Origin of the sequence: Methylobacterium sp. WSM2598 (assembly GCF_000379105.1) — a bacterium.
Classification (GTDB): Bacteria; Pseudomonadota; Alphaproteobacteria; order Rhizobiales; family Beijerinckiaceae; genus Methylobacterium.
In genome coordinates, this window is sequence record NZ_KB900609.1 from 2,015,093 (window position 1) to 2,034,119 (window position 19,027).

Consider the following 19,027-nt stretch of genomic DNA (forward strand, 5'->3'; position numbering starts at 1 on the left):
AGGGGATTCTTCTAGAAAAGCTGCCATCCACGCAGGGGCGGCGACGGTGCCGGCACGCGATCCCAGGGGGCAGCTCCGCCGTCGGTACGGGAGTCCGGCCACATTCATCGTCATCGCGATGATCCACCTATGGGGTGCGTTGGCGGCCATGGCGGCCGGGACCAGCCCGCTCACCGACTACCTCGCCAAGGTTCAGCCCGGTGAATTCTTTGCAGGCGCCGACCGGTTCGGTTCTCCTCAGGGCGATCCGCCCATCGTGCCCGTCTACACCGGCAGCACGCTCAAGGGTTACGTCTACCTCAATACCGATTTCAGCAGCGCAACGGGCTATTCCGGCAAGCCGATCCACGTGCTGATCGGCATCGACCCACAAGGTGTGCTGCGCGGCCTGAAGCTTGTCGATCACAAGGAGCCGATCGTGCTGATCGGCATCCCCGAGAAGCGGATCGTGGAGGCGATCAACACGCTGGTGGGCAAGGGCATGCGGCCGGTCGCGAGCGGGGCGGAGCCGCTGCCGCAGGTCGATATCGTGAGCGGCGCCACGGTGACGGTGCTCGTCATCGGCGACAGCGCCGTGCGCTCGGCCGTGAAGCTGATCAAGAGCGGCCGCCTCGGCGGCGCGGCAGGAGCGGGCGCGGCGGCGGCCGCGACGGTCACCAAGACCGTCGACATGGACAGGAGCGAGGTCAAGGACTGGCAGACCCTGCTCGGCGACGGCTCGATCCGGCGCCTGCACCTGTCCGTCGCCGATATCAACGAGGCCTTCGCCAAGTCCGGCAACGCGGCCGCGGCCTCGCACCCGGAGCCTGGTGCGCCGGACGACACCTTCATCGACCTCTACGTCGCCCTGGTCTCGGTGCCGACGATCGGCCGCAGCCTGCTCGGGGAGGACGGCTATGCCCGCCTGCGCTCCCAGCTCAGGCCGGGGCAGCAGGCCATCGTCGTGGCGGGGGAGGGGGCCTACTCGTTCAAGGGAGCGGCCTACGTCCGGGGCGGCATCTTCGATCGCATCGAACTCCTCCAGGACGGGAGCGGTGTCCGCTTCCGCGACCGCAATCACACGCGGCTCGGCGCGCTCGAAGGCGGAGCGCCGGACCTGCCGGAGATCGGCCTGTTCACGATCCCGCCGGACTTCGCCTTCGATCCGACTGAGCCTTGGCAGCTGCGGCTGCTGGTGCAGCGGGCCGTCGGCGCGCGGGACAAGGCCTTTCTCACCTTCGATGTCGGTTACACGCTACCGGACGGCTACGTCCGGCGGGAACAGCGCGCCGTCACCGCTGCCGAGCAGCCAGCCCCCGCCGGCGCACCGGGACCTGCCGCGGCGCCCGCCGCGGCGGTGGCGGGATCCGACGCCACCACCATCCAGGACGAGCCACTCTGGATCAGGATCTGGCGCTCGAAGAGCATCGCCATCGGCATCACCGCCGCGGCGCTCCTCGTCCTGACCGGCATCTTCTTCTTCCAGGACGCGCTGGTGAAGCACCCGCACACCTATGTCTGGGTGCGGCGCGCCTTCCTGCTGTTCACCCTCGTCTGGCTGGGCTGGTACGCGAATGCACAGCTCTCGGTCGTGAACATCCTCACCTTCACCAGTGCCTTGGTGACGGGATTCCATTGGGACTTCTTTCTGGCCGCACCGCTGATTTTCATCCTGTGTGCGGCCATCGCGGCCGGGCTGCTGTTCTGGGGCCGCGGGCCGTTCTGCGGCTGGCTCTGTCCGTTCGGCGCCCTGCAGGAACTCACCAACACCCTTGCCCAGTGGCTGAAGGTGCCGCAGCTGACGATTCCGTGGGGGCTGCACGAGCGCCTGTGGCCGATCAAGTACGTGATCTTCCTCGGTCTCTTCGGCGTATCGCTCTATTCGGTTGCCATGGCCGAGACGCTGGCCGAGGTCGAACCGTTCAAGACGGCCATCATCCTGAAATTCGTGCGGGACTGGCCCTTCACGCTCTACGCCGTGGCGCTGCTCGCGGCGGGGCTCTTCGTCGAGCGCTTCTTCTGCCGCTACCTGTGCCCTCTCGGCGCCGCGCTCGCCATTCCGGGGCGGATGCGCACCTTCGAGTGGCTGAAGCGCTGGCCGGAATGCGGCTCGCCCTGCCAGCGCTGCGCCAAGGAGTGCCCGGTCCAGTCGATCCACCCCGAGGGGCACATCAACGTCAACGAGTGCATCTACTGCATGCACTGCCAGGAACTCTACCACGACGATCACCGCTGCCCGCACATGATCCAGGTGCGGCTGAAGCGCGAGAAGTTCGAAGCGCTCAGCTCGCCGTCGCAGCGCACCGGCGGCCGGGGCGCGAAGCCGAGCGTGACCGTCGACGGCAGGCCGGTTCCCGCCACGGCGCCGTCCGCCCGCTCCCCGTCCTGACAAAGGAGAACGTGACATGTCCGAGACTTCCGAGCACGCCAGGCTGAATCGCAGACAGCTGCTGGGCACCACGGCCGCCGCGGCGGCGACCGGCGCCGTCGCGGGGGCGGCCGGAACGCGCGGTCTCGCAACGCCGGCCGAGGCGCAGACGAAGCCGAGCGCGCGCCCCGCGCTCGCCGGCGGCCCGAACAAGACCGAGGTCAAGCCCGGCGATCTCGACGAGTACTACGTCTTCTTCTCGAGCGGCCAGACCGGCGAACTCCGCATCGTCGGGTTGCCGTCGATGCGCGAGCTGATGCGGGTTCCGGTGTTCAACCGCGACAGCGCCACGGGCTGGGGCCTCACCGACCAGAGCCGCAAGGTGCTGACCGAGGGCCTCCTTCCCGAGACGAAGCAGTTTCTGGAGACTCGCGGCGGCGTCTATCACAACGGCGACCTGCACCACCCGCACCTGTCGTTCACGGACGGCACCTATGACGGGCGCTACTGTTTCGTGAATGACAAGGCCAACACGCGCGTGGCCCGCATCCGCCTCGACGTGATGCGGTGCGACAAGATCATCGAGCTGCCCAACCAGCATACCGTTCATGGCCTGCGTGTGCAGAAGTATCCCCGCACCGGCTACGTCTTCTGCAACGGCGAGGACCGGGTGCCGCTTCCGAACGACGGCAAGGTGCTCGACGACAACAAGCAGTATCACGCCATTTTCACTGCCGTGGACGGCGACACGATGCAGGTCGCCTGGCAGGTGCTGGTGGACGGCAACCTCGACAACGTCGATGCGGACTATCAGGGCAAATACGCCTTCGCGACCTGCTACAATTCCGAAGAAGGGGTCACGCTGGCCGAGATGACCGCCAACGAGCAGGATTGGGTGGTCATCTTCAACATCAAGCGCATCGAGGAGGCGGTGCGCAAGGGTGAGGCCAAGGTGGTCGGTGGCGTACCGATGGTCGACGGCCGGCATGGCTCGCGCTTCACCCGCTACGTCCCGGTTTCGAACAGCCCGCACGGCATGAACACCGCACCGGACGGCATCCACGTCGTCGCCAACGGCAAGCTGTCGCCGACCGTGACGGTGATGGATGTCCGTCTCTTCGATGATCTGTTTGACGACAAGATCAAGCCGCGCGACGTCGTGGTCGCCGAGCCGGAGCTCGGCCTCGGTCCGTTGCACACGGCCTATGATGGCAAGGGCAATGCCTTCACGACCCTGTTCATCGACAGTCAAGTGGTGAAGTGGAACATCGAGAAGGCCCGGCAGGCCTACAAGGGCGCCAAGGTCGACCCGATCCTCCAGAAGCTCGACGTCCATTATCAGCCGGGCCACAATCACAGCTCCATGGGACAGACGAAGGAGGCGGATGGCAAGTGGCTCATCTCTCTCAATAAGTTCTCGAAGGACCGTTTTCTGAACGTTGGACCACTGAAGCCGGAAAACGACCAGCTGATCGACATCTCGGGTGACAAGATGATGATCGTGCATGACGGCCCGAGCTTTGCCGAGCCGCATGACGCGACCATCGTCCATCGCTCCAAGATCAACCCGATCTCGATCTGGGACCGGGCCGATCCCTTCTTCGCTGACCAAGTAAAGCAGGCCAAGGCCGATGGCGTCAGGCTTGAGGAGGACAACAAGGTCATCCGCGACGGTGACAAGGTTCGCGTCTACATGACCTCGACGGCCCCGTCCTTCGGTCTCGAGAGCTTCACGGTGAAGCAGGGCGACCAGGTCACCGTCCACGTCACCAATATCGACGCGGTCGAGGATCTCACGCACGGCTTCTCGATCGTGAACTACGGCATTCAGATGGAGGTCGCGCCGCAGGCGACGGCCTCGGTGACCTTCACGGCCAATAAGCCAGGCGTCTACTGGTACTACTGCTCTTGGTTCTGCCATGCGATGCACATGGAGATGAAAGGGCGGATGTTCGTGGAGCCCAAGAACGTCTGACGTCATGGACCAGGCAGCGCAGAGGACCCGATGGATGCTGGCGGCGATTCTCGCCGCCAGCATGGCCCCTTCGGCCCGGGCGGAGCGGCGGGAGGTTTCGCCCGCGGCGGGATCGCCGCAGCAGGCCGTGGATGCGGCGCGCGCGGGGGACACGCTCGTCTTCCGGAGCGGGCGCTACCGCGGCCCGCTCGCGGTCGGCAAGCCGCTCGCGATCGAGGGAGAGCCGGGAACCATGATCGAGGGGGACGGCGCCGGGAGCGTCATCACGGTCACGTCGCCCGGCGTGAGCCTCCGCGGGCTCGAGGTGCGCGGCTCCGGAACGAATCTGGAGCGGATGGATTCCGGTGTCTTCCTGACCAAGGAGGCCAAGGGTGCGCGCGTGGAGCGCAACCGCATCCAGGGCAACCTGTTCGGCGTCTACGTGCACGGGGCCGAGGACGCCCTCGTGCGCCACAACACCATCGTGGGCCTTCGGGACGGCCGCCTCGCCGAGGCGGGCAACGGGGTATCGGTCTGGAACGCGCCCGGCGCGCAGGTCGTCGACAACGACATCAGCTTCGGCCGGGACGGCGTCTTCACGATCAGCAGCAAGCGCAATGTCTTCTCCCGCAACAACTTCCACGACCTTCGCTTCGCCATCCACTATATGTATACGAACGACAGCGAGATAAGAGACAATATCTCGACCGGCAACGCGGTCGGCTACGCCATCATGTTCTCGAACCGGCTGGTCGTGAGCGGCAACGTCTCCGACCGCGACCGCGACGACGGCTTCGTCTTCAACTACGCGAACGGATCCGAGGTGGCGGGCAATCTGGTGGTGGGCGGGCCGCAGCCCGCCGAGCGGTGGACGAGCCGCGGCCAGCGCTCGGCGTCCGAGCACGGCCTGCCAGCCGCCGGGCCGGCATCCGCCCCGGCCGCCGCGGCCCGGATCGGGCCGGAGAAATGCGTCTTCATCTACAATGCAAACCAGAACCGATTCCGCGACAACTGGTTCGAGGGCTGCGAGATCGGCATCCACTTCACGGCGGGCTCCGAAGGCAACCAAGTGTCCGGCAACGCCTTCGTGGCCAATCGCAACCAGGTGAAATATGTCGGGACGCGCTATCTCGACTGGTCGGCTGGCGGGCGAGGCAACTACTGGAGCGACAACCCGGGCTTCGACCTGAACGGCGACGGGCTGGCCGATACGGCCTACCAGCCCAACGACATCATCGACAAGGTGCTCTGGACGGCGCCCGCCGCCAAGGTCCTGGTCAACTCGCCGGCGATCCAGGTGATCCGCTGGGCACAATCGCAGTTCCCGGCTCTCCTGCCGGGCGGTGTCGTGGACACCAAACCCCTCATCTCGCCGCCCGCGAAGCCGGCACGACGAGGACCGGAACCATGACCGGAGCGGTTGAGCTGCGGGGTGTGACGAAACGCTACGGGGCCGCCGAGGCGGTGCGCGACGTCAGCTTCACGCTGGCCTCCGGCGCCGTGGCACTGGTCGGCCATAACGGCGCCGGCAAGACCACCCTGATGAAGCTGATGCTGGGCCTGATTCGAGCGAATGCCGGCAGCGTCCAGGTGCTGGGCGAGAACCCGGCCGCCGGGGAGTTCGCGGCCCGTCGGCGGCTCGGCTATCTGCCCGAGAACGTTTCCTTCAACGGGGCCCTGACCGGGCGCGAGACCCTGAGCTTCTACGCGCGGCTCAAGCGCGCGCCCGAGACCGCGAGCCTCCGCCTGCTGGAGCGTGTCGGGCTCGGCGAGGCATCTCATCGCCGCGTCGGCACCTATTCGAAGGGCATGCGGCAGCGGCTGGGCCTCGCCCAAGCCCTGATCGGCGAGCCCGAGGTGCTGCTCCTCGACGAGCCCACGACCGGCCTCGACCCGGCGCTCAGGCTCGCCTTCTACGACATTGTGCGGGAACTTGCTGGCCGCGGCGCCACCGTGCTGCTCTCCTCCCACGCGCTCAGCGAATTGGAGGACCGAGCCGACCGGGTCATCATCATGGACCGGGGCCGCATGGCGGCGAGCGGATCGCTGGAGGAGCTGCGCCGCGTGGCGCGCTTGCCTGTGCGCATCCGCATCCGGCCCGGGTCGGAGGCGCCCGTTCTGCTGGCGGGCCTCGCGACGGCTCGGCGCCTCCCCTGCGGGGCGCTCGAGGTCGAGGTCGCGGATCACCGCAAGGTCGCGGTGCTGCGGGCGCTGCTGTGCGCCGGGTCGCCACCCGAGGATATCGACGTGCTCTCACCGACGCTCGACGACCTCTACGCTCATTTCCTGCGTGATCGGGAGCCCGCGGCATGAGGGCGACCTGGATCATGGCGGTCAAGGAGGTGCAGGAAGCGCTGCGCAACCGCTGGGTGCTCGCAACCACGCTGCTGATGGCCGGGCTGTCCCTGGCCTTGACCTTCCTCGGGAGTGCGCCCACCGGCAGCGTCGGCGTCCGCGCGCTCGACGTGGTGATCGTCAGCCTGTCCAGCCTGACGATATTCCTGCTGCCCCTGATCGCGCTGCTGCTCGCGCACGACGCGATCGTCGGCGAGATGGAGCGCGGCACGATGCTGCTGCTCCTCAGCTATCCGGTCGGACGCGGCCAGGTGGTGCTTGGCAAGTTCTTGGGCCACCTCGCGATCCTGGCCTTCGCCACGCTGCTCGGCTACGGCGCCGCGGCGGTGGCCCTGCTGCTGACCGGCGCCGAGATCCAAGCCGCGAGCTGGCTCGCCTTCGCCGCGATGATCGGCTCGTCGGTCGCGCTCGGCGCCGTTTTCGTGGCCCTCGGCTACTTGGTGAGCGCGCTCGCGGGCAGCCGCAGCACGGCAGCCGGCGCCTCGATCGGGATCTGGCTCGCGCTGGTGCTCATCTACGACATGGCGCTGCTCGGGCTCCTGGTGGTCGATCAGGGCCGCGTGATCTCGGCAGGGCTCCTCAACGTCCTGCTGCTGCTCAACCCAACCGACATTTACCGGCTGGTGAACCTGGCGGGCCTCGGCAATGCCAGCGCGTTCTCCGGGATGGCCGGGCTGACCGCGGATGCCGCCCTGACCCCGTCGATACTGGTCCTGGCGCTGGGCCTCTGGACGGTTCTTCCGCTCGGCATGGCGGCGGTGTCCTTCTCTCGGAGGGAGCTATGAGGCGACTCGTCCTGATCTGCGCGGCAGCAATCAGCCTGATGGCGGCCGGCTGCAACCAGCAGCGGAGCGCCGAGGCGCCGAAGCCCGCGGCCCTCACGGCCGACGCGATGGGCCATTATTGCGGCATGAACGTGCTGGAGCATCCCGGCCCCAAGGGCCAGATCCTGCTGCAGAGCCGGATCGAGCCGGTCTGGTTCTCCTCGGCGCGGGACGCCCTCGCCTTCACCATGCTGCCGGACGAGCCGAAGGACATCCTGGCCATCTACGTCTCCGACATGGGGAAGGCCGCCTCCTGGGCGAAGCCGGGCGCGGAGAACTGGGTGGAGGCGCGCGCCGCCTGGTTCGTGGTTGGCAGCTCCGCGCGAGGCGGGATGGGGGTGGAGGAGATCGTGCCGTTCTCGGATCAGGACATGGCGCAGCGCTTCGCCGCCGAGAAGGGCGGCCGGGTGCTGCGCTTTGCCGAGGTGCCGTCCTCGGAGGTCCTTGCGGCCGGCGGTGAGGCGCCCGGCGCCGGAGCGACCGAGGAAAGCGGTGCCCGCGCCGCGCCGGCGCACGACGCGCACGGAGGCGTCCGATGACCTGCCTGCCCCGCCGCCGCTTCCTCGGCATCAGCGCTGCCACTGCCGGCTTGGCGCTCCTGCCCCTCGGCGGCCCTGCGAGGGCCGACGCGGCGCTCGTGACCTGGCAGGGTCAGGCGCTGGGCGCCATCTGCAAGCTGCAGATCCACCATGAGGACCGGGCCGCGGCCGAAAGCCTGGCCGCGCGTACCGTGCAGGAGGTGCGCCGGCTCGAGGCCATGTTCAGCCTCTACGACGCCAACTCGGTGCTCGTCGCCTTGAACCGCTCCGGCATCGTCGTGGCGCCGCCCCCGGAATTCGTCGCGCTGTTGCGGGCGGCCGAGAGCGTCTCGCGGACGACCCGCGGCGCCTTCGACGTCACTGTCCAGCCGCTCTGGGCGCTATACCAGGCGCATTTCTCGCGGCCCGACGCCGACCCGCTCGGCCCGACGCAGGCCGCCCGTCGCGCGGTTCTCCAGCGCATCGGCCATGACAAGCTGCTGGTCAGCCCGGACCGGGTCGCGATGCGCCGGGGCATGGCGGTCACCCTCAACGGCATCGCCCAGGGCTTCGTGACGGACAGGATCATCGCGCTTCTGCGCAGCGAAGGCGTGGACAAGAGCCTCGTCGACATGGGCGAGACGCGGGTGCTCGGGACACGTCCCGATGGCCGCCCGTGGCAGGTCGGGATCGAGGATCCGCAGCGGCCCGGGCAGAGCGCGGCGGTGCTGCCGGTCGTCGACCGCGCCGTCGCGACCTCGGGTCCTTACGGCTTCCGCTTCGACCCGGCCGGGTGCTTCAATCACCTGTTCGACCCGGCCACGGGCACCTGCGCGGACCGCTATCAGAGCGTGACCGTGATCGCCCGCACCGCGACTGCAGCCGACGCGCTCTCGACGGCGTTCAGTGTCATGCGGCCGCAGGACATGCCCGCGGTGGCCCGCTTGCACGGAGCGGAGCTGGTCCATCTCATCGATCAGCGTGGCGCGGCGATGCAGCTCGTGGTCTGATCCTCCTGACGTTGAGCTGCGAGAGCGGCTCAACGTCAGCCCAAAGCACTGCGCCAGCAGCCGGTTCTGCTCCCGAACGGTCCATGCCCTTGGGTAATCTGGCCGAATGCTTCGGATGAGCCGTGGCTTCGCGCGCGTGCTCCACCTGTGCTGCCCGATTGTCCATCATCGGCGCGAGGGGCGTGATGGGATTTCAGTCTTCGTCCTGCGACGTGGACCGATCGGCAAGCGCGGCGATTTGCACCTCCAAGCGCTTGAGGTTGCTCTCAGCGCTGCGCACGCGGCCGGACATGCACTGCGCGTGGGCGGACTGGTATGACAGCAGCATGCTGTTGAACTCCGCCTGGCCCGCCGTTACGCCGACGCGAGCACGACGGGCAACTTCTCGGTCGAGCCACGGCCGGACCGTCTGCTCCACCTGCGCGCACCGCGCCGAGGGTTCCGACGCGGCTGTCGCCTCCGATGTCGGCGGGGACACCAGCATCGTCACCCAGAACGCTGCCGTCGCAAGGCCGAGAGCGGAGCCGAACAGACTCAGTGCCGTTCGTGAGCGCTGCTTGGTCTCCACCGTCTGGCGTGAGACTTGCCATTCGAACCGAGTCAGCCGATTGCCATCCTCAGGATAGCAGTACGAATAGTGTGCTGATCCATCGTTATGCCGGTGAGCGACGGGCTTCTGCATAGGAAGCTCCTTCCGTGGATCTGCTATGTACCACCTGCGTCAGCTCTTAACGGGAGCAGTTAACGGGAGCAGTGGCCAAAGCGGTATGGCCAATTTGACCGATTCCGATGCTGGCCTCGCCGAGAGCCGATGAATGTGCGGGCCCGCACATGGCGCAACCGCCATGCCCTCGCGAGAGGCCGGGTCTCTTCTGCAAAAGCCCAGCTCTGACCAGACTCGACTATAAGACCATTCGACGCGCGCCGAAAGAGGATTTCTTTCGTTCCATCAACATTGGTGGCGCTTCCAAATCAATCTTGGCAGGAAATCGTAGGAGATGTCATTCATTTGACGGACCCATGTTAGCGCTTCTGCTAGCATGAAGCTGACGTATGTTACTGCATGCGCCACGGACGGTGATTGTGCGGCTTGAACTGCGGCCCGTGATACAGTCGGCCTTCAGTCGGACTGGAGAAGCTCCGCATAACGGGCAGTACGGACCCGCCTCGGAGCCACTGCCAAGCCCCTGCGCGCAACTGCACGAGGCGCAACTGCACGAGGATTGCCTCCCCAGGGCGCCGGGCATAGCATCACGTGCCTGACCCGCAAGGGAGGCAATCATGTCGGTGGTGAAGTTCCTCGAACTCTCCGCTCAATCCCCTCAAGGCTACGAAGACGCGATCAAGCAAGCGGTCGAGCGCGCATCCAGCACGCTGCGCGGCATCCAGTCCGTCTGGGTCAAGGAGTTCGAAGCCGTCGTGGAGAACGACAAGGTGACCCAGTTCCGGGTCAACGTGAAAATCTCGTTCCTGCTTGAGGGCTGAGGCGCGGGCGCTGACTGAACGCCCCTCTGGGCCTCCGGACAGTGTTTTGGAGGCCTCGCGCGGGGCCGCGGGCCGGGCCTGACGGGGTGGACGGCCCTGCTCACGGCACCGCTGTGCCGGGATAAGGCCGCCGGTTCTCGTCATCCGGAGCCGTCCCTGGCACAGGTCAGCACCATCGGCCTCGGTCTGGCGAAGAACGTCGTCCAGGTTCATGGCATCGGCGCGCGAGGCCAGGTCCTCGCGCGCCGGCCTTTGCGGCGAGCCGGGGTCCTGCCCTTCTTTGCCAAGCTCACACCCTGCTTGGTCGGCGCTTGGTCGGCACGGAGGCCTGCGCCACCGCCCATCACTGGGCCCACGCGCTGATCAAGCTCGGCCACACCGTCAAGCTGATGCCACCCGCCTCCGTGAAGCCGTACGTCAAGCGTGGCAGAACTGGTGCGGCCGATGCCGAGGCCATGGCGGAAGCCGTGCGCCGCCCGACACTGCGTCCGGCACGGCACCGCGGCGCTGTTTGCCGCGCTCACCGTGCTGGACGGCACCGTGATCGGCCGCGGCATGCAGCGTCACCGCCACGGCGAGGCGCTGCGCTTCCTCAACACCATCGAGGTGCCGGAGCCGGCAGGGGCGCGCAATGTGTGCGGCATGTGCGGCAATGCACAGTTCTTCTAGATTCGTTAATCTTATGTCTCATGTGCATTCTCGCACGAGTGCACGTGAATGGAGAGCCCGATGCGCTTCTTCTTGGAAACGTTGATGCGGCGCGATCAGAGTCGCGTCGCTCCGAGCTCCAACGAACTGTCTGAGGAGCATCTTGAAGGAGTGAGCGGCGGGTTGAACCCGCAGCCCATCCCGCCCGGTCGCGCGAGCTCCCTCGTGAACAACTGCGGCAATGCGACTGGGCCCGTCACGATGCATCTCAATACACAGGTTTGCCCTTCGCACATTCAAGTTGTGTCCTGTGGTCATTGATGGGAAACAAAAATTCCTCGCGCATCCGGCAAAGGCGACTCACATGAGCGATGAACAGGAAAATGAGATTTCTGCCTTTGATTCCGTGAATTCGTCGCCTTTGCCGGATGCATATCTGGATCATGTCTCGGCGGGCGGTGACTATCATGCGATGGAAAATGATCTTTTCAGAATTGAAATCACAAATTCAGATGCCAGCAAGTCGGATGCAAACATCGTATTTTCCAGAGATATCCCTCACACCAAAGCGCTGATCGTCCGGCAGTTTTTACCTTGATTCTAAGCTGTGGCGACATCCTTCGCGACCGAACTGTCCAAAAAAACGACCGCTTTCCGAGATGCAATGCTGCAAGGATTGCGTGTCAGGAAATCAAAGTGGATCCATCAGCCTCCCATTTGGCACCTCCAGACCGTTGAGAGGCTTGGCCTGACGGCTTCGAAGGATCGAAGGGAAACCCGGCAGGCATCAGCGCTGCCGGGTGGTTCGCGATCACCCCCCCGATGAGGGCGGCGGCCGCGGCACCCGTGGGCTGCGTCGCAGATCTTCATGGTACCAAAGATTTTCTCTTCGTCAGGATTTGCGTGCCACATCACTCCAACCTTGGCAGCCGCGCGTCTGAGCAAAAGCGCTTCAGGTCAGCACTGTTGCAAAAATTGCTGAAATGAAAATGCGCTGTCGGTCCATGGCCTTCGTCTCCCCTCAACGTGAGGTCGTCGGCGTTGATCTGCACCGGTGCGGTGGTCTGTTTAGGACAGTGGCGCATTGCCGTGAAGGCCGTGGCGCCTTCGAGGGTGCCTGGGTCTTGGCCAGGGTGCTGGTCAAGGCACCGGACCTGCCGTCGAAGCCTGCCGCTCTAGGTGGAAGCGTGGACCGATGCTCCTCCCGGACGCCGGCAACACACATCAGAGGTCGAGCCTGCTCGCGTCTCATGCCTGAGAACACCATTTTCCAGTTCCCGCTCTTCCTCCCAGCAGCTGGGCGGATGAGTGCGCGCATGCGCACGCACGACTGGTCCGGCTCGCCGCTCGGACCGCCAGAGACCTGGCCGCCCTCCCTGCGCGCGACCGTGAGCCTGATTCTGGGCTCGCGCTTCCCGATGTTCGTCGCCTTCGGGCCAGAGCTCGGCTTCCTCTACAACGACGCTTACGCGGAGATCCTCGGCGACAAGCACCCCGCCGCGCTCGGCCGGCGCTTTCACGAGATCTGGCCGGAGATCTGGCCCGACATCGCCCCGCTCATCGACAAGGCGCTCGCCGGGGAGGCAACGTGGTCGGAGAACATGCTCCTGACCATGAACCGGCGCGGCTACGACGAGCAGACCTGGTTCACCTTCTCCTACTCGCCCGTGCGCGACGAGCAAGGCAGGGTCGCCGGCATGTTCTGCGCCTGCACCGAGACGACGGGGCAGGTGCGGGCGGAAGCCAGCCTGCGCGAGGCGGAGGCGCGCCTCAGGGCGGTGACCGACCACCTGCCGGGTGGTGCGGTCTATCAGATCGCCACGCCCCGGGATGGCTCCAGCCGGCGTTTCCTGTACCTCTCGCGCGGCTTCGAGCGCATGACCGGAGTAACGACCGAAGCCGTGCTCACCGATCCGGCCGCGGCCTACGACCTGATCCTGCCCGAGCATCGCGGCCGTCTCGCCGAGGCCGAGCGAGCCGCCATCCGCGACCTCTCAGATTTCGACGTCGAGGCGCCCATGCGCCGCCCCGACGGTACGCTCGTCCAAACCCGCATCATCTCCGCACCGCGCCTCGTTGCCGATGTCGTGGTCTGGGACGGGTTGCTCCTCGACGACACCGCCCGCAAGCGGACGGAGGAGCGGCTGCGCGAGAGCGAGGCCCGCCTGCGGCTCGCCACCGAGGCGGCCGAGGTCGGGCTCTGGGACGTGGACGTCGTCAACGACAGCCTGTTCTGGCCCGCGCGGGTGAAGGCGATGTTCGGGATCTCGCCGGACGTGCCGGTCTCGATGGCCGACTACTATGCCGGCCTCCACCCGGAGGACCGGGACGTCACGAGTGCCGCCTTCGCCGCCGCGCTCGATCCGACGAAGCGCGCGCTCTACGACGTCGAGTACCGCACGGTGGGCAGGGAGGACGGCGTCGTCCGCTGGGTTGCCGCCAAGGGTCGCGGCGTCTTCGAGGGCGGGCGCTGCGTGCGCGTGCTCGGCACGGCCATCGACGTCACGGCGCGCAAGCAGGCCGAGGAGGCGCTGCGCGCCAGCGAGGAGCAGTTCCGCGTCCTCTCGCAGGTGCTGCCGAACTTCGTGTGGGCCACCGACTCGGCCGGGACCGCCTACTGGTTCAACGATCGCGTCTACGCCTACGCGGGCCTGCGACCCGGCGACCTCGACGGGGACGGCTGGCACGCGGTCGTCCATCCCGATGACCGCTCGCGCGTGGCCGAGGAGTGGCACGCGGCGGTCGCCGTCCGCTCCGGTTACCAGTCCGAGTATCGGCTGCGGCGGGCCGACGGGGTCTACCGCTGGTTCCTGGCCCGGGCACAACCGGTTCTGGCGAGCGACGGCAAGGTTGTGCGTTGGGTGGGCACGAGCACCGACATCGACGACCAGAAGCGGATGATGACCGACCTCGTCCGCTTCAACGAGGTGCTGGAGCAGCGCGTGGCCGAGCGGACGGCCGAGCACGACCGGGTCTGGCGCAACTCCCGCGACCTGCTGGTCGTGGTCGGGGCCGACGGCATCTTCCGCGCGGTCAATCCGGGTTGGCAGGCCATCCTGGGGCACAGCCCATCCGAGGTGGTGGGACACAGCTTCCTGGAATTCATCTGGCCCGATGACGCCGAGGCCACCCTGGCGGCCCTGGAGCAGGCAGTCTCGGCCGACGATCTCACCGACTTCGAGAACCGCTACCGCCACAAGGACGGCACCCCGCGCCTGATCTCCTGGCGTACGTCGGTCGAGAGCGACCTCGTCTACGCCTACGGGCGCGACGTCACCGCCGAGAAGCGGCAGGCCGAGGCGCTGCGCCAAGCCGAGGAGGCGCTGCGCCAGTCGCAGAAGCTGGAGGCGGTCGGGCAGCTCACGGGGGGCGTGGCACACGACTTCAACAACCTGCTCACCATCATCCGCTCGTCGGTCGACTTCCTGCGCCGCCCGGACCTCGCCGAGGAGCGCAGGGTCCGCTATCTCACCGCGGTCTCGGACACGGTGGACCGGGCCGCCAAGCTCACCGGCCAGCTCCTCGCCTTCGCTCGGCGTCAGGCCCTCAAGCCGGAGACGCTCGACGTCGGGGCGCGCCTCCGCGCCGTGGCCGAGCTGCTGGACACGGTGACGGGCGCGCGCATCAGGGTGATGACCGACCTGCCGGACCACCCGTGTTTCGTGCGGGTGGACGTGAGCCAGTTCGAGACGGCGCTGGTCAACATGGCGGTGAACGCCCGCGACGCGATGGGCGGCGAGGGCACGCTGACGCTGCGCCTGGAATGCGGAGTATCGCTCCCGCCCATACGGGGGCACGCCGGGGCGGCAGGTCGGTTCGTGGCCGTCTCGCTCAGCGACACCGGTTCGGGCATCGCGCCGGCCGTCCTCTCCCGCGTGTTCGAGCCGTTCTTCACCACCAAGGAGATCGGCAAGGGCACGGGGCTCGGCCTGTCCCAGGTCTTCGGCTTCGTCAAGCAGTCGGGCGGCGATGTCGACGTGGCGAGCGTGCCGGGCCGGGGCACGACCTTCACGCTCTACCTGCCCGAGGTCGAGCCTGTGGCGCCGGCCGAGGACGACGGTGAGACGGCGCAGGTCGAGCCCGGAGGAGCGGGCCAGCGGGTGCTGGTGGTGGAGGACAACATCGAGGTCGGGCGCTTCGCCACCCAGATCCTTGAGGACCTGGGCTACGAGACGGCCTTGGCCGTCAACGCGGAGGACGCGCTAGAGAGGCTCGGGGTCGGCGGCACGGGGTTCGACGTGGTGTTCTCGGACGTGGTCATGCCGGGCATGGGCGGGATCGCGTTCGCGCGGCTCCTCGAGCGGCGGCTGCCGAACCTGCCGGTGGTGCTGACCTCCGGCTACAGCCACGTCCTGGCGCAGGAGAGCTCAACCGGCTTCGAGTTGCTGCACAAGCCCTACTCGGCCGACCAAGTCTCTCGCATCTTGCGCAAGGTCCTGCGACGCGGACGGACAAAGACGGCAGGTTGGAAGTCGTGAAGCAGCAGACTGCCAGTGAGATCCAGGCGACAGGCTTGCACCTGAGCGCGAAGGCTCAGAGAGCGTATTGCTATTCCTGATCCGGGACCCGCTTGATCGCAGCGGATCCCGGATCGCGCGCCTGCGCGGCGCCTGAGCGACGCCGACATCCGCATGGCCGAAAGGGGAGATGGCGAAGCCATCAACCGGATGGCGTATGAGGTGTAAGGAGCCCTCGTTCCATACGTTGCCCTGACGCGAATCAGCAGGGAAACCGGAGGGACGATTATCGACGTCGACATGTCCGGTCCCGGGTGACGCGCGGCCGTTCCGGCGGCCGTCGGCGAAGTTCCGGAAGTGGCGCTCAACCGAGCCTGCGGGGCGCGAACTCCTGACCCGTTCCGGGGCGCGTGCGCGAGCGCATTCCACGCCCGCTTCCGCGCGCAGGACGCGGGCGTCGCCGGAGGTTCGTCATCGGAGCGGCTGCGGACGGCGGCGCGCAAGCTCCGCCGGGCAGGTCACGGCCGTTCCATGATCCCGGCGCTGAGCTTCAATCGTCCGACGCGACCCAATGTCCAGGGGCGACCTCAACCAGATCGCCCGGCTGTCGCTCGCCTAATGGCTCCGGGCCGAGGGCTGCAAGACGGGTCCGCTCGGCGACCGGGTCGGGCAGCGGGACGGCCGAGAGCAGGCGCTGCGTGTAGGGGTGACGCGGGTCCTCGTAGAGTTGGTCGCTCTCGGCGAGCTCCACGATGCGCCCGCGCCAGAGCACCGCGACGCGGTGGCAGAGGTAGCGCACCATGCGCAGGTCGTGGGAGATGAACAGGTACGAGAGCCCGAGATCCGCCTGCAGATCCTGCAGGAGGTTCACCACCTGCGCCTGGATCGACACGTCCAGGGCGGCGATGGGCTCGTCGGCGACGATGAAACTCGGGTTCAGGGCAATCGCGCGGGCGATGCAGATGCGCTGGCGCTGGCCGCCCGAGAACTGGTGAGGAAAGCGGCCCATGAAGGCTGGGTCGAGGCCGACGCGCTCGAACAGGTGGGCCACGGCGGCGCGGCGCTCCGGCGCTCCCATGTGCGGCCGGTGCAGCCGGAAGGCTTCGGCCACGTAGGCACCGACGCTCATGCGCGGATTGAGCGCCGCGTAAGGATCCTGGAACACTGTCTGGATGCGGCTGCGCATGCGCCGCATGGCCCGCGGCGCCAGCTTGGCGAGGTCGGTGCCCTCGAAGGTGACAGTGCCGGAGGTCGGCGGGTTCAGCATGGTCACGGCCCGACCGATCGTGGACTTGCCGGAGCCCGATTCACCAACGAGCCCGAGCGTCTCGCCGGGCGCGATGTCGAAGCTGACGTCGTGCACCGCTCGGAACACGTTCGCCTTGCCGCCCCACCAAGCCCGCAAGGGATACGCCTTCGAGAGATTGCGCACCGAGATGACGGGGCAGGAGGGCCTCACCGCCTGCGGCATCGTGGCCGTCATCGCGCGCGCTCCTCGGCGAGCCGCGCTGGCAGGTCGTACCAGGCGGCTACGAGATGGCCGGGCGCGGCGCCCTCGGCCTGGACGAGCGGGGGCATCTCGGAGCGGCAGCGGGGGGTGGCGTAGGCGTTGCGAGGGGCGAACGGGTCGCCCGGCGGCGGGCGGCGCATATCGGGCGGGCTGCCGTCGATCTGCTGCAGCCGGCGGCGCCCGGCACGCCCGCCGCTGAGATCGGGCAAAGAGCGGAGCAGCCCCAGCGTGTAGGCATTGCGCGGATCGCGGAAGATGTCGTCCACAGGTCCTCGCTCCAGGATGCGCCCGGCATACATCACCTGCACGGTGTCGCTGATGCCGGCCACTACGCCGAGGTCGTGGGTGATCCAGATCATCGCCATGCCGAGTTCGCGTTTCAGCTCCTGCACCAGGGCGATGATCTCGGCCTGCACGGTCACGTCCAGAGCCGTGGTCGCCTCGTCAGCGATGAGGAGCTTCGGGCGGCAGGCCAGCCCGATCGCGATCATCACGCGCTGACGCTGGCCGCCGGAGAGCTCGTGCGGGTACTGGTCGAGGCGGGCGATCGCGTTCGGGATGCGCACGAGGTCGAGGAGTTCGCGCGCCCGCGCCCGGGCCGCTCGGCGATCGACGCCGAGATGGATGCGCAGGGGCTCGATGATCTGCGCGGCCACCGTCATGCCCGGGTTGAGCGAGCTCATCGGGTCCTGGAACACGAAGCCGATCTCGCGGCCCCTGATCTTGCGCAGCTCGCGCTCGGGCAGGGCAAGGAGGTCGCTCCCGCGAAACAGCACCTGCCCGCCGACGATCCGGCCGGGCGGCCGTGGGATCAGGCCCAGCATGGCCAGGACATGCACGCTCTTGCCCGAGCCCGACTCGCCGACGACGCCGAGCGTCTCGCCCTCGTTCAGCGCGTAGGAGACGCCGTTGACGGCATGGACCGTGCCGCTCTCGGTCTCGAACGTCACGCGCAGGTCTCGCACATCGAGGAGGGGCTCGCCCCTGGGAACCGTCATGTGCGCTGCCTCGGGTCGAGGGCGTCGCGCAGGCCGTCGCCGAGCAGGTTGAAGGCCAGAACCGCGAGGAAGATCGAGAGGCCCGGCCAGATCGCCATCCAGGGCGCCTGGTCCATGAAGTTCTTGGCGACGTTGAGCATGGCGCCCCACGACGGCTCGGGCGGCTGCTGGCCGAGGCCGAGGAACGAGAGGCTGGCCTCGGCGATGATCGCCACCGCGATGGTGAGCGTCGCCTGGACGAGGATCGCCGGCACGATGTTGGGCAGGATGTGCACGAGCGCGATCCGCCAAGCTGGGTTGCCCACGGAGCGGGCCGCCTCCACGAACTCCTCGGCTGCCACCGCTCGCGCCTGCGCACGGGTGAGACGCACGAAGGTGGAGGTGGCCGACAATCCGATCGCCAGCATGGCGTTGGTGAGGCTCGGGCCCAGGAACGCGGCGAGGGCGATCGCCAGGATCAGGAACGGGATGGCGAGCAGTGCGTCGGTGACGCGCATGATCGCCGCATCGACCCAGCCGCCCGCGTATCCGGAGACGAGGCCGATCGGCAGGCCGAGCGCCACGGCCAGGCCCACCGAGACGAGGCCGGCCCCGAGCGAGGCGCGCGCCCCGTAGATGATGCGCGAGAGCACATCGCGCCCGACCTCGTCGCCGCCGAACGGGTGGGCGAGGCTCGGCGCGGCGCGTACCGCGCCCCAGTCGGTGGCGGTGGGATCGTAGGGCGCGACGACGTCGGCGAGCGCGGCCATGGCGATGAGCGCCACCACGACGGCGAGCCCGATCACGGCGCTCGGCCGCGCGCGCAGGCGACGCCAGAAGGCGGCGAGAGAGCCGGCCTCCCGGACCGTGCCAGGGCCGCCGGCGGGCGCAGCGGGCTCGGCCGCTTCGGTGACCGGGGTGCCTGTGCTCATCGGCGTCGAG

General features: G+C 67.7%; 14 protein-coding genes and 2 pseudogenes. 12 read left to right on the plus strand and 4 right to left on the minus strand.

All coding sequences use genetic code 11. The annotated features are described in order from the left end of the window. Positions 1-118 precede the first annotated feature (118 nt). Genes MET2598_RS0109435 through MET2598_RS0109465 form a run of 7 tightly spaced genes read left to right on the plus strand, consistent with a single transcriptional unit; the run spans position 119 to position 9,008 of the window. Positions 119-2,368 carry a NosR/NirI family protein gene (locus MET2598_RS0109435; protein WP_036270321.1) on the plus strand — a complete coding sequence of 750 codons (2,250 nt, stop codon included), beginning with the start codon at positions 119-121 and terminating at the stop codon, positions 2,366-2,368. Positions 2,369-2,384: 16 nt separating this feature from the next. Then, on the plus strand, positions 2,385-4,322 hold the full coding sequence (nosZ, locus tag MET2598_RS0109440; protein ID WP_018260653.1) for a TAT-dependent nitrous-oxide reductase: 1,938 nt from the start codon (positions 2,385-2,387) through the stop codon (positions 4,320-4,322). Between the two features lie 34 nt (positions 4,323-4,356). Next, on the plus strand, positions 4,357-5,712 hold the full coding sequence (locus MET2598_RS0109445) for a nitrous oxide reductase family maturation protein NosD (protein ID WP_018260654.1): 1,356 nt from the start codon (positions 4,357-4,359) through the stop codon (positions 5,710-5,712). Next, positions 5,709-6,614, plus strand: coding sequence for an ABC transporter ATP-binding protein (locus MET2598_RS0109450; RefSeq protein WP_026190618.1), 906 nt, complete (start codon positions 5,709-5,711; stop codon positions 6,612-6,614). The genes MET2598_RS0109445 and MET2598_RS0109450 overlap by 4 nt, the downstream gene beginning before the upstream one ends. Next, on the plus strand, positions 6,611-7,441 hold the full coding sequence (locus MET2598_RS0109455) for an ABC transporter permease subunit (RefSeq protein WP_012332683.1): 831 nt from the start codon (positions 6,611-6,613) through the stop codon (positions 7,439-7,441). The genes MET2598_RS0109450 and MET2598_RS0109455 overlap by 4 nt, the downstream gene beginning before the upstream one ends. After that, a complete protein-coding gene (locus MET2598_RS0109460; protein WP_018260656.1) occupies positions 7,438-8,019 on the plus strand; it encodes a nitrous oxide reductase accessory protein NosL in 582 nt (193 codons plus the stop codon). Before MET2598_RS0109455 ends, MET2598_RS0109460 begins: the two co-directional genes overlap by 4 nt. Continuing rightward, positions 8,016-9,008: an FAD:protein FMN transferase gene (locus MET2598_RS0109465; protein ID WP_018260657.1), complete on the plus strand. Its 993-nt coding sequence runs from the start codon at positions 8,016-8,018 to the stop codon at positions 9,006-9,008. Before MET2598_RS0109460 ends, MET2598_RS0109465 begins: the two co-directional genes overlap by 4 nt. Positions 9,009-9,201: 193 nt before the next feature. Here MET2598_RS0109465 and MET2598_RS0109470 read toward each other — a convergent pair whose 3' ends face one another. After that, positions 9,202-9,690, minus strand: coding sequence for a hypothetical protein (locus MET2598_RS0109470; protein ID WP_012332680.1), 489 nt, complete (start codon positions 9,688-9,690; stop codon positions 9,202-9,204). 599 nt (positions 9,691-10,289) lie between these two features. Here MET2598_RS0109470 and MET2598_RS0109475 point away from each other — a divergent pair. From MET2598_RS0109475 to MET2598_RS36215, 5 genes and pseudogenes are all read left to right on the plus strand, one after another. Next, positions 10,290-10,493 carry a dodecin family protein gene (locus MET2598_RS0109475; protein ID WP_012332679.1) on the plus strand — a complete coding sequence of 68 codons (204 nt, stop codon included), beginning with the start codon at positions 10,290-10,292 and terminating at the stop codon, positions 10,491-10,493. 156 nt (positions 10,494-10,649) lie between these two features. Continuing rightward, a pseudogene (locus tag MET2598_RS38905) lies at positions 10,650-10,981 on the plus strand (IS110 family transposase); the annotation flags it as partial. A 1-nt stretch (position 10,982) separates the two neighbouring features. Then, positions 10,983-11,114 (plus strand): annotated as a pseudogene (locus tag MET2598_RS40895) (IS630 family transposase); the annotation flags it as partial. Between the two features lie 391 nt (positions 11,115-11,505). Further along, positions 11,506-11,739 carry a hypothetical protein gene (locus tag MET2598_RS40900; RefSeq protein ID WP_157182115.1) on the plus strand — a complete coding sequence of 78 codons (234 nt, stop codon included), beginning with the start codon at positions 11,506-11,508 and terminating at the stop codon, positions 11,737-11,739. A 718-nt stretch (positions 11,740-12,457) separates the two neighbouring features. Next, positions 12,458-15,619 carry a PAS domain-containing protein gene (locus MET2598_RS36215; protein ID WP_018260660.1) on the plus strand — a complete coding sequence of 1,054 codons (3,162 nt, stop codon included), beginning with the start codon at positions 12,458-12,460 and terminating at the stop codon, positions 15,617-15,619. 529 nt (positions 15,620-16,148) lie between these two features. On the opposite strand, the gene MET2598_RS0109490 is transcribed toward MET2598_RS36215, so the two are convergent. The 3 genes from MET2598_RS0109490 to MET2598_RS0109500 are packed head-to-tail and all read right to left on the minus strand — an operon-like array spanning position 16,149 to position 19,017. Then, a complete protein-coding gene (locus MET2598_RS0109490) occupies positions 16,149-17,081 on the minus strand; it encodes an ABC transporter ATP-binding protein (protein ID WP_018260661.1) in 933 nt (310 codons plus the stop codon). Beyond that, positions 17,078-18,106, minus strand: coding sequence for an ABC transporter ATP-binding protein (locus MET2598_RS0109495; protein WP_018260662.1), 1,029 nt, complete (start codon positions 18,104-18,106; stop codon positions 17,078-17,080). The genes MET2598_RS0109490 and MET2598_RS0109495 overlap by 4 nt, the downstream gene beginning before the upstream one ends. Next, positions 18,103-19,017: an ABC transporter permease gene (locus tag MET2598_RS0109500; RefSeq protein ID WP_018260663.1), complete on the minus strand. Its 915-nt coding sequence runs from the start codon at positions 19,015-19,017 to the stop codon at positions 18,103-18,105. The genes MET2598_RS0109495 and MET2598_RS0109500 overlap by 4 nt, the downstream gene beginning before the upstream one ends. Positions 19,018-19,027 lie beyond the last annotated feature (10 nt).